Raw genomic sequence first — 10,740 nt, 5'->3', positions numbered from 1 at the left:
GGGCTGTTCAGGAGTATTGGCGTCGGCGGAATTTCGCCGGACGCGCAGATAGCGGTGGACCACGCCGATTCGCGTCTAGCGACGCGCTCCTTCGCCCGATTCGTAGGCGTTCACGATCGCCTGGACCAGCCGGTGCCGCACGATGTCGGAGACGGTCAGCCGCGCGATCGTCACGCCTTCGATCGAGTGCAGGCGATCCATCGCGTCGACCAGCCCGCTCTTCGCGTGAGCCGGCAGGTCGATCTGCGTCGGGTCGCCCGATACGACGATCTTGGAATTCTCGCCCATTCGCGTCAGAAACATCTTCATCTGCGGGACGGTCGTGTTCTGCCCTTCGTCCAGAATGATGAACGACTCGCTGAGCGTTCTTCCTCGCATGTAGGCGAGCGGGGCGACCTCGATCACGTCCTGCTCCATCAAGCGCTTCATCTCGTCGAATTCGAGAATCGCGTTGAGCGAATCGAGCAGCGGACGCAGGTAGGGATTTATCTTCGCCTGCAGATCGCCCGGAAGAAAGCCGAGGTTCTCGCCCGCCTCGACCGCCGGGCGGACCAGCACGATCTTGCGAATTTGCTTCTTCTTGAGGGCTTCGACCGCGGCGGCGACGGCCAGGAAGGTCTTGCCCGTGCCTGCGGGTCCGACAGCGAACACCAGATCGTGCTTCCGGATCGCGTCGAGATACGCAGCCTGGCCGGGCGTTCGCGGCTTGATCATCCGCACGCCCGCCGTCACGGGCGCCGTATCGACAGGCGCGGGGGGAACCTTCCCGGTGACGAGTTGGAGCGCCTGCGCTACGTCGTCGGCAGAGACCTCGCCCTTTCGCTCGACGAGCGCCTTCAGTTGCTCGAAGACGGAGGTTCCGTGGGCCAGCGCCTCTCGCGTTTCAGCGGCCAGTTGCAGCCGCCCTTCGCGATGGGTCACCTGGATCCCGAGAGCGTCGCGGATCAGAGCGACGTTGCGATCGCGCGTCCCGAAAAGCGGAATGGCGAGGGAAGGCGGAACGAGCGAAATCGTCGCTTCGTACATTCAGATATCGGGTTGAGGAGCCAGCGAACAATCGCGAACTCGAATGCCGCACCCGGATCGGGTCGATCGGCCATTCGCAGGAATTGTAGGCGATCCGGCCGTTTCTGGCCGCCCTTTACTTCTCCGCCGTGCCGAGCGACCCGTCGAAAACGACGGATGTATCGGCTACGCCGGCGACGTCACGGCGCCGGACGAGCGGTAAACGTCCTTCGCCGCGGAGACTCCCGCGCCCGCGTCCGAAGCGAAACCTTGACCGGCGAGAAGCTTTTCGAGGGCCGAGAGGAACGCCGTGACGTTCTCGGGTCGTGCTGCATGGCCCATCAGCCCGACGCGCCAGACCTTCCCCTTGAACGCGCCGAGTCCGGCGCCGATTTCGATGCCGAACGTCTCCAGGAGCGCCTTTCGCAGCGCCGCGTCGTCGATCCCCTCGGGAATCCGGATCGGATTCAGCATCGGCAGGCGTCGCTCGGCAGGGACCGCGAATTCCAGCCCCATCGCGTCGATGCCGGCGACGAGAGCCTCGTGGTTCAGGCGGTGGCGAGCGAAGGCGTTCGCCAGACCCTCCTCCAGCACGATCCGCAGCGCCTCGTGCAGGGCGTAGTTCATGTTGATCGGCGCCGTGTGATGGTAGACGCGGTCGGACCCCCAGTAGTTCGCGAGCATTCCGACGTCGAGGTACCAACTCTGCACCTTGGTCGTCCGCGAACGTATGACGTCGAGCGCACGGTCGGAGAAGGTGATCGGCGCAAGGCCGGGCGGGCAGGAGAGACACTTCTGCGTGCCCGAGTAGCAGACATCGATGCCCCAGTCGTCGACCGCCACCTCGACGCCCCCCAGCGACGTGACGGCGTCGACGATCAACAGCGTTCCGAATTCGTTCGCCAGTTTCGCGACAGGCTGAATCGGCTGCCAGGCGCCGGTCGAGGTTTCCGCCATGACGATGCCGAGCGCCTTCGGTCGGACCCGCTCCAGCGTTTCGCGAAGATCGCTTTCGTCGAAGACTTCGCCCCAGGGGCGCTCGACTTTCGTGACCTTCGCGCCCGCGCGCTGGGCGACGTCGACCATCCGGCCGCCGAAGACGCCGTTGACGCAGACGACCATCGCGTCGCCCGGTTCGATGACGTTGACTACCGCCGCCTCCATCCCGGCGGAGCCCGTTCCGCTGACCGCGAAGGTCATGCGGTTCGACGTCTGGAACGCCGCCCTGAGCATGCGCTGCGTCTCGTCCATGATCCGTAGGAAGTACGGATCGAGGTGGCCGACCGTCGGACGCCCGAGAGCCTCCAGCACGCGCGGATGGATGGCGCTCGGCCCGGGGCCCATCAGCAGGCGGCGGGGCGGATCGACCGGACCGGGAAGTTCGCTGGCTTGCATGCGTAAGTTCGTGATTGTCGAAGAGAGGTGGATCATGTCGAGCGTCGCCGCCAGCCGCTTAAACGCGGGCGATGCGCTGCAGGCTGACGGCGTTCGCGAGCGGTTTGCCGTCACGATAGTCGAGCAGGTTCTTCACCGTGGTCGCGGCGATCGCCTCCATGGCCTCGCGCGTGAAGAAGGCCTGATGCGACGTGATGACGACGTTCGGAAACGTGAGCAGTCGCATGAACAGGTCGTCCTGAATGACCTGATCGGAGAGATCCTCGAAGAAGAGTTCCGATTCTTCCTCGTACACGTCCAGCGCGAGCGCTCCGATCTTTCCCGACTTCAACGCGTCGATCGCCGCACGGGTGTCGACCAGAGCGCCGCGGCTGGTGTTGATCAGCGTCACGCCCTGCTTGCACCGCGCGAGTCGCGCCGCGTCGATCAGATGCCGCGTCTCGGGCGTCAGCGGACAATGCAGCGTGACGACGTCTGCCTGCGAGATAGCTTCGTCCAGGGAGACATATTCTCCCCAGGCAGCGGCCTCTTCGCTCGGATAGGGATCGAACAGCAGCACGCGGCAGCCGAAGGCATGCAGCAGCTTCGCGACGAGCAGGCCGATCTTCCCCGTGCCGATGACCGCGGCGGTCTTGCCGTGGAGGTCGAATCCCAGCAGCCCGTCGAGGCTGAAGTTGCCTTCGCGAACGCGGGCGTATGCCCTGTGAATGCGGCGAATCGCGGACAGTATCAACCCGATCGTATGTTCGGCGACAGCGTAGGGCGAGTAAGCCGGAACGCGAGCGACGGCCATGCCCAGTCGCTCCGCCGCTTCGAGGTCGACCTGATTGAAGCCCGCGCACCGCAAAGCGATCATCCGCACGCCGTGGCTGGCCAGTCGCTCCAGGGCGGGGGCGTCCAGCCGATCGTTCACGAACGCACACACCGCGTCGCAGCCGTCGGCGACGATCGCCGTCTCCGCGTTCAGGCGGGCTTCGACGAAGGTCCAGCGGATCGGAGTCCCCTCCGCCGCTCGTTCCAGAAACGTGCGGTCATAGGACTTCGCGCTAAAGACGGCGACTTGCATCGACTTCGAAACTTTCGTTCGACCTGCGGAAACCGGCGCCGCAGCAGCCGGTAATTGCACCGGGGTGCGCCTGCGGATTATCGTGGTCCTGTCTCGCCCGTGCAACGTTCGGCAGCGGAGCGCCCCCTTCGATCCCGAAAAGGCGACCGTTCAGCAGCGGGGTCCGTCGGGCCTGCGACGCCTTCTTTTCCGCACGACCGTCTCGCCTCGCTCGCCGCTACGGAGTCTCTTCGCCATGTCGCGCTTTCCCTTTTCCTATCCGCTGACGCTCGCACTCGCGGCGTCGCTAAGCTGCCTTCCGATGAGCCGACTCGCAGCACAACCCGCCGGCTACAACTACGACGAGAGCAAGGTTCCGAAGTACGCGCTTCCCGATCCGCTGCTGTCGGAAAACGGCGAGAAGATCGATTCGGCGAAGGCCTGGAACGAAATCAGGCGACCCGAGCTGCTCAAGCTGTTCGAGGAGCACGTCTACGGGCGAGCGCCGAGCGATCCCGTCGAAGTTACCGCCGAAACGCTGGAAGAATCGAACGATGCCCTGGGAGGCAAGGCGAAGCGCTTGCAGGTGCGGGTGACCCTGTCGCGGGAAGGCCGTTCGATTCCGGTCGATCTGCTGCTCTACCTGCCCAAGGATGCGAAGGGGCCGGTTCCGCTGTTCTGGAGCTTGAACTTCAAGGGCAACCACACGACGACGACCGATCCAGCCGTTCTCGTTCCCGATCCGACGATTCATCCGCAGGATGCCGACGGCGCCCCGTCGAAGATGCATGTCCAGGCGGCGAAGAACGAACGGGGATCTTCCGAGGATCGATGGGCCTACGAAACGATCGTCGATCGGGGGTACGGCGTCGCGACGGCTTTCTACGGCGATCTCGATCCCGACTACGACGACGGGTTCAAGAACGGCGTCCACTCGCTCTTTCCCGAGTACGTCAGCGACGATCCGAAGTCGTCCTGGGGATCGATCGCCGGCTGGGCCTGGGGCATGAGCCGCGTTCTCGACTACCTCGAGACGCGATCCGACGTCGACGCGAAGCGGGTCGCCGTGATGGGACACTCGCGCCTCGGCAAGACGGCGCTCTGGGCCGGCGCGGCGGATCCGCGTTTCGCCCTGGTCATCTCGAACGATTCGGGCTGCGGCGGCGCCGCGCTCAGTCGGCGAGCCTTCGGCGAAACGGTGAAGCGAATCAACACGTCTTTCCCGCACTGGTTCTGCGATCGATTCGTAGAATACGACGATAACGAGGCCGCCCTGCCCGTCGACCAGCATCAGTTGATCGCCTTGGCCGCCCCGCGACCGATCATCGTGGCGAGCGCGACCGAGGATCAGTGGGCCGATCCGAAGGGCGAGTACCTCTCCGCATATCATGCGGGACCTGTTTTCCAGTTGCTGACCGGCGACGGCTTCGGGTCCGACGCGCAGGAGCTTCCGCCCGTCGGCGAACCGATCCTGACTCGCGTCGGCTACCATCTGCGGGCCGGCGGGCATGACGTCACGGACGCTGACTGGGCCGCCTATCTCGACTTCGCGGACAAGTGGCTGCCAAAGTCCGAATAACTTCCGGCAGCGCCTGACGCTCTGCCCTCCTCCTGAAATCTCTCCGCTTCCGAGATCCTTCCGATGAAACTGCATGCTCTTCTGGGCGCCGTCGGTCTTTCGATGGCCTTCTCCCCTGCCCTGGTCGCGCCGACCTTCGGCGCCGAGCCGAAGTTCGTCAAGCACGTGCTCGACTCCGGCTTTCGCAGCGAGGGGATCGCCGTCGGCGACATCGACAAGGACGGCAAGAACGACCTGATCGCCGGCAACGTCTGGTACCAGGCGCCCGACTGGAAGCCGCACCCGATCGAAGCGGAGATCCCCGAGTACGATCCCAAGGGCTACAGCCATAGCTTCGCCACTTTCGCGAAGGATCTGAACGCAGACGGCTGGGTCGACGTGATCATCGTCGACTTCCCCGGAACGCCGACGTGGTGGTTCGAGAATCCGAAGAACGCCGAGGGGCCCTGGAAGAAGCACACGCTCACCCCGGTGACGAACAACGAATCGCCGCAGTGGACCACGATGACGCTGCCGGGCAAGAAGGAGCAGCAGGTCTTCGTCTTCGGCTACTCGCCCGACGAGAAGCAGCCCGAGGGCGCCGAACGTCGGATGGCGTACGCCACGCCGGCGGACGATCCCACGGCGCCCTGGACGCTTCGTCCGGTTTCGGCCAAGGAGGCTCCCGGCACGCAGCGTTACAGCCACGGGCTCGGCACGGGCGACCTCAACGGCGACGGACTCTCGGACATCCTCTGCAACGACGGCTGGTGGGAAGCGCCGGCGAACGGCTCCAGCGCGGACGCCGAATGGAAGTGGCATGCGACCGCCTTCGCTCCGCCCTGCGCCGATATGCACGTCGGCGACTTCGACGGCGACGGCGACGCGGACGTTCTCTGCAGCAGCGCCCACGCCTACGGCATCTGGTGGGTCGAGCAGAAGGGTCCCGAGCAGTGGGAACGCCACCTCGTCGACGACACCTTCTCTCAGACGCACGCGATGGAAGCGGCCGACCTGGACGGCGACGGCGACCTGGAATACGTCACCGGCAAGCGCTGGTGGGCCCATGCGGCCGGCGACCCCGGCGTCGACGAAGCGCCGGTCCTCTACTGGATCGACGTGAAGGCCGTCGACGGCAAGCCCGTGTGGACGCTGCACAAGATCGACGACAACTCCGGCGTCGGCACCCAGTTCGAGATCGCCGACGTCAACGCCGACGGCAAACTCGACATCGTCACGTCCAACAAGCGCGGAGTGTTTTACTTCGAGCAGGTGAAGGAGTAAGCCCGCTCGTCAGTCTCGCGAGTAAATGATCAGGTCGCTGCTTGTCGCGATGACGAGCGAGCGCCCGGTCGGAGAGAATCCATACGCTCGCAGCTCCGTCTCGACGGCAATCTTGACGAACGAAACCTGTCGTCCCAGGCTGATCTCGTAGACATCCCGCCAGTCGTTCGTGACGATCAACGTATGGATGGGCCAGTCGACGACGAGATCGTCGATCCACCATCCGTCTCGCGTTGACTTCGGCAATCCGCCTCCGTGAAGTCCGGACATTCGGATGCTCAGGCCGCTCAGCGGTCCGATGCCCTCCGCCATGAGCTCAATTTCGTCGAACCAGTCCCCGAGTTCCGCGTGCCTCGCAACGCGGCTTCCGTCGCGACAGTCGAAAACTCCTCGGCCCTGATGTGAGGCGACGAGCAGAAGATCGGAGCCCTTGCCGAAGCCTACCTCGGTTAGGCCTCCGATTCCCATTCCAAATGGACCGCGCCATGTGCGCGGGAGATTCGCTGCCGGTGCATTTCGAATGGCTTCCACGACGCTCTTCAGATGCTCCGGTACGCTCAACGCTTAAAGCTCCTGTTTTTCCGATGCACGCAAAAGGAAGAGGCATGGCTACGTAAGCCATGCCTCTCTGAATTTCATCGGAACGGTTCTCGATGCCTCAATCCGCCGCGGCCATCATCTTGACCTTCTCCGCGGCGTACTCGGCCTGCATCTCTTCGATCAGCGGCCAGAGGACGTCGAGCTCGGGCTTGAACAGATCGCCGATCAGCACGTCGGTGACGTAGCCCTTGAGGTGCGGGTGACGTTTGACGAAGCGTCCGAAGCTGAACCCGTCGTAGTAGACGTTGACCAGCTTTTTCATCCGGTCCATGCCCGCGATGAACTCGCCTTCCCACTTGCGAAGTTGGGCTTCCGAAGTGTCGCCTGAATCGAGGCCTTCCGCGATCGCGTCGGACGCCATCGACGCGCTGGTCAGCGCGAGAAGCACGCCCGACGAATAGAGCGGGTCAAGGAAGCCGAAGGCGTCGCCGACCAGGCACCACCCGTCGCCGGCTGCCTGCGTCGCACGGTAGGAGTATTCCTTCTGGGCGCGGAAGATGTCGCAGCGCTCTGCGTTCGCGATGCGGGGCTGCAGACCGGGGCAGCGTTCGACCTCTTCGAAGTAGATCTTTTCCAGGTCCTTCGAATCGCGGTCCTTGAACAGGTAGTCGAATCCGGCGACGACGCCGACGCTGACGATGTCGTCATGCAGCGGGATGTACCAGAACCAGCCCTTCTTGTCCTTCGTCTGGAGGACGACCGTGGCGCCGTCGTCCTTCCCTTCGTCGCGATGGGCGCCCTTCCAGTAGGTCCAGACGGCGGCTTTCTTCAGATCGGCGTCCCACTGCCGCAGGTTCAGCCGGTCGAGAATCAGGCTGCTCTGTCCGCAGGCGTCGACGACGATCTTCGACTTGACCGTGACGTCGGCGCCCTCCTCGGGGCGAAGTTTGACGCCGACGGCCCGTTCGCCCTCGAACAGGACCTCGATCGCGCGCGTCCCCTCGAAGACCTTCACGCCATGCTCGCGAGCGTTGTCGATCAGCATCTGATCGAACTCGCTCCGCCGGACCTGCCAGGTCTGCGAAGATTCGTGCGGTCGATGATCGACGAAATAGAACGGCTCCGACAGGCGGCCCGCCTGGTTCACGAACTGCACGCTGTACTTCTTGATGAACTGGCTCGACTTCATCTTGTCGAGCAGGTTCAGGCGCTTGATCGCCCAGTAAGTGTGCGGGATAAGCGACTCGCCGATATGAAACCGCGGGAAATGATCGCGTTCGAACAACGCGACCTTGTATCCCTTCTGGGCGAGGAATGTCGCCGTGGCGGAGCCCGAGGGGCCGCCGCCCAGAACGACGACGTCGTATTCGGGTGCGATGACGTTCGACTGGATCATGGGCGAGAATGCGCGCTAACGCATCGGGAGGAGATGGGAAGCGGGACCGTCGCGCGATCCTGAACCGCTCCGCGACGACCGTTCCAGACTAACTTTCGGCGAAACCGCCGTCGACCCGCGAATCGTCTTGAATCGCAGCGGGTCGATGCGATCGTCCGAAGCGGGGTCGACTTCTCCACGCTCCGTGAAAACCGCAGCGTCGCCCGCGGATTCACCGTCAGGAAATGCCGCAGGTCGTTTCATTCGCTTCCGCCCGATGATCCTCGGCGGTCGGATGCTTGCCGGGAATCGGATCCCGGTACCAGCGATCGAGGACGGCGTTCCAGTCGGCGCGGCATTTCACCTTTCCGAAGGCTTCGCGAATCTCGTCGCGTTGGGGATGCAGGATCGCGTATTTGATGCCGAACTTTCGCATCAGCGCGCCGCAGCGATCTTCGCCGTACGTCTCCTCCGCCAGGCGATAGTGCTCCCGCAGGACGTCCGCCTGCTCGACCGCGGTCGGCGGATCGGGAAGAGGCTCCCCGGCCGCGAGAGCCCGGCACTGGGCGAAGATCCAGGGGTTGCCGATCGCGCCCCGGGCGACGGTGACGCCGTCGACGCCTGTGTACTCGATCATCCGCAGGCAGTCCTGCGGCGTGAACAGATCGCCGCTCCCCAGCATCGTACGGCTGCCGAGGAACTGCTTCACCTCGCGGAGGAAGTCCCAGGAACTTTGTCCGACGTAGCGTTGCTCCACCGTGCGACCGTGGACGGTCACCGCGGCGACGCCGGCGTCGAACGCGCCTTCCAGGATGCGATAGAAGTTGTCCCGGCTCTCGGCTGAATCGTCGATTCCGCGGCGCATCTTCAGCGAAACGGGAACCGCTGCGGGAACGATGTCCCGAGTCCGTCGCACGATTTCCAGCGCGACGTCGGGCTGACTCAGATGATAGCCGCCGCGGCAGCGACCGAGGACCTTCTTCACCGGGCAGCCGAAGTTGATGTCGATCACGTCGAAGCCGGCTTCCACGAGCTTCTTCGCCCCTGCCGCGAACTGATCGGGCTCGGCGCCCATCAGTTGCCCCGCGACCGGCGGCTCCTCCTGGTGGATCTCCAGAAAGTGCGAGGTCTTCGCGCGGTTCTTCAGCGAGACCAGAAACTGGTCGAGCATCACCTCGCAGAGCGTATAGCTGGCCCCCATCCGTCGGGCGATGACCCGCATCGGGGAGTCGCTGTAACCCGACAGCGCCGCCTGGACGATCGGAAAACCGACGTCGACCGAGCCGATCTTCAAGTGGGGAAGCTTCAACGGAGACATGATCAGTTCAGGGGCGTGAGCGGACTTCACGGCGTGTCGGCGGAAGGGTCGGACGCAGGAACGCTTCGCCGGCGCCCGGCGAGGTACGCCTCCGCGTCGATCGGCGCCACGTCGACCGGCGGACCCCACAGTACGCCGCGCATCCGTTCGAACAACTCGGCGTTAAAACGTTCGATTCTCTCGCGGACGACGCTCTCGTCGTCGATCGCCGACAGGGTCGCCGCTTCCTGACGCGCCCATTCGCGAATCGCCCAGGCGGGCGGCAGGGCCCGCAGGTCTTCCGCCTTCAGTTTCTCCCGCACCCAGCGATTCTCGTCCCAGCCTTCGTCCAGATTCGGAATCGGCCGGCCCAGTCCGGGAAGGTCGTCGAATTGTCCTTCCCGCTGGGCTTGCGCGATTTTCGATTCGACCGATCGATCGAAGGCGTTCATCGTCAGCAGCAGGTCGAGGAGGAATGGGAACCCGTCGGGCGATGACGCATTCTACGCCCCGAGTCGCTGGGAAACCTTCGGCCGGGACGGCACGCCCCCGTCGTCTGACGGTCGCCAAATCGCCTCCGCAGGGCGAACCAGCCATTTCCCGGAAGGGCGCGGCGATTCCCCTCCCCCGGCAGGCGCTATATAAAGAGTTACTTGCGGTCGCGTCGACGCTGACGGCGTCACTATCTACTCCCTGTGCGTCGGGAGACCGCTCGAACCGCGAACGGTCCAGGAACATCGTACGTATGGCGAAGGAAAACGATTCTTTCGAGGTCGAGGGGACGGTCGTCCAGGCGCTCGCGAATACGCGATTCCGCGTGGAACTCGACACCGGAAACGAAGTGCTCGCCCACGTCGCAGGAAAGATCCGGAAGCACTTCATCCGCATCGTCCCCGGCGATCGCGTGAAGGTCGAGCTCTCGCCTTACGATCTGACCAAGGGTCGTATCATCTACCGCGAACGCTGATCCGAAAGCGCCTGCGGTTCGACCCGTGCTCGATCCGTCGGCCCTTGTCAGATTCGCTGAGCGCTCTTTCGTATCCAGCCGCGCCGTTTCTATGCGCGTGGCGAATCGCCGCCGATTCGAAATCGCGATTTTCGCCGCATTTTTTCGGTCGCGCCGACCAGGTTTTCGAATCGATCGTGGGCGAACGAGAGTATCGCTAGCGAACCCGTGCGGGTCGTGCGCTGCGAAATACGCAGTTCGTCGCGAACGTCGATGGGAGAAGCGAATGCCTTCG

The 10,740-nt window shown here is 64.2% G+C and carries 10 protein-coding genes; 3 read left to right on the top strand and 7 right to left on the bottom strand.

The genetic code is table 11. The annotated features are described in order from the left end of the window. Positions 1 to 75: 75 nt before the first annotated feature. The 3 genes from SH602x_RS20950 to SH602x_RS20940 all read right to left on the bottom strand — a co-directional run bounded on the left by SH602x_RS20950 (position 76) and on the right by SH602x_RS20940 (position 3,466). Positions 76 to 1,026, bottom strand: coding sequence for a PhoH family protein (locus SH602x_RS20950; protein WP_479471160.1), 951 nt, complete (start codon positions 1,024 to 1,026; stop codon positions 76 to 78). Positions 1,027 to 1,191: 165 nt separating this feature from the next. Then, on the bottom strand, positions 1,192 to 2,400 hold the full coding sequence (locus tag SH602x_RS20945; RefSeq protein ID WP_479474146.1) for a pyridoxal-phosphate-dependent aminotransferase family protein: 1,209 nt from the start codon (positions 2,398 to 2,400) through the stop codon (positions 1,192 to 1,194). A 58-nt stretch (positions 2,401 to 2,458) separates the two neighbouring features. Then, on the bottom strand, positions 2,459 to 3,466 hold the full coding sequence (locus SH602x_RS20940; RefSeq protein WP_479474145.1) for a 2-hydroxyacid dehydrogenase: 1,008 nt from the start codon (positions 3,464 to 3,466) through the stop codon (positions 2,459 to 2,461). 235 nt (positions 3,467 to 3,701) lie between these two features. Between SH602x_RS20940 and SH602x_RS20935 the strand changes: the two genes are divergently transcribed. Further along, positions 3,702 to 5,024: a glucuronyl esterase domain-containing protein gene (locus SH602x_RS20935; protein ID WP_479474144.1), complete on the top strand. Its 1,323-nt coding sequence runs from the start codon at positions 3,702 to 3,704 to the stop codon at positions 5,022 to 5,024. A 63-nt stretch (positions 5,025 to 5,087) separates the two neighbouring features. Then, complete coding sequence (locus SH602x_RS20930) at positions 5,088 to 6,287, top strand: FG-GAP repeat domain-containing protein (RefSeq protein WP_479474143.1); 1,200 nt, start codon at positions 5,088 to 5,090, stop codon at positions 6,285 to 6,287. Between the two features lie 9 nt (positions 6,288 to 6,296). Here SH602x_RS20930 and SH602x_RS20925 read toward each other — a convergent pair whose 3' ends face one another. From SH602x_RS20925 to SH602x_RS20910, 4 genes are all read right to left on the bottom strand, one after another. After that, positions 6,297 to 6,599, bottom strand: a complete 303-nt coding sequence (locus tag SH602x_RS20925; RefSeq protein WP_479474142.1) for a hypothetical protein — start codon at positions 6,597 to 6,599, stop codon at positions 6,297 to 6,299. 346 nt (positions 6,600 to 6,945) lie between these two features. Further along, entirely contained in the window at positions 6,946 to 8,223 is a 1,278-nt protein-coding gene (locus SH602x_RS20920) for an NAD(P)/FAD-dependent oxidoreductase (protein WP_479474141.1), read from the bottom strand. A gap of 217 nt (positions 8,224 to 8,440) precedes the next feature. Beyond that, positions 8,441 to 9,520, bottom strand: a complete 1,080-nt coding sequence (locus SH602x_RS20915; RefSeq protein WP_479474140.1) for a tRNA dihydrouridine synthase — start codon at positions 9,518 to 9,520, stop codon at positions 8,441 to 8,443. Between the two features lie 26 nt (positions 9,521 to 9,546). Then, a complete protein-coding gene (locus SH602x_RS20910) occupies positions 9,547 to 9,951 on the bottom strand; it encodes a DnaJ family domain-containing protein (protein ID WP_479474139.1) in 405 nt (134 codons plus the stop codon). Between the two features lie 293 nt (positions 9,952 to 10,244). On the opposite strand from SH602x_RS20910, the gene infA reads away from it, so the two are divergent. Next, positions 10,245 to 10,466 (top strand): translation initiation factor IF-1, encoded by a 222-nt coding sequence (gene infA, locus SH602x_RS20905; protein WP_479471167.1) that lies wholly within the window; start codon positions 10,245 to 10,247, stop codon positions 10,464 to 10,466. Positions 10,467 to 10,740 lie beyond the last annotated feature (274 nt).

The sequence above is a fragment of the Lignipirellula cremea genome (assembly GCF_056501455.1).
The sequence above is the reverse complement of the archived record's forward strand: the minus strand, read 5'-3'. Positions and strand labels throughout refer to the sequence as shown.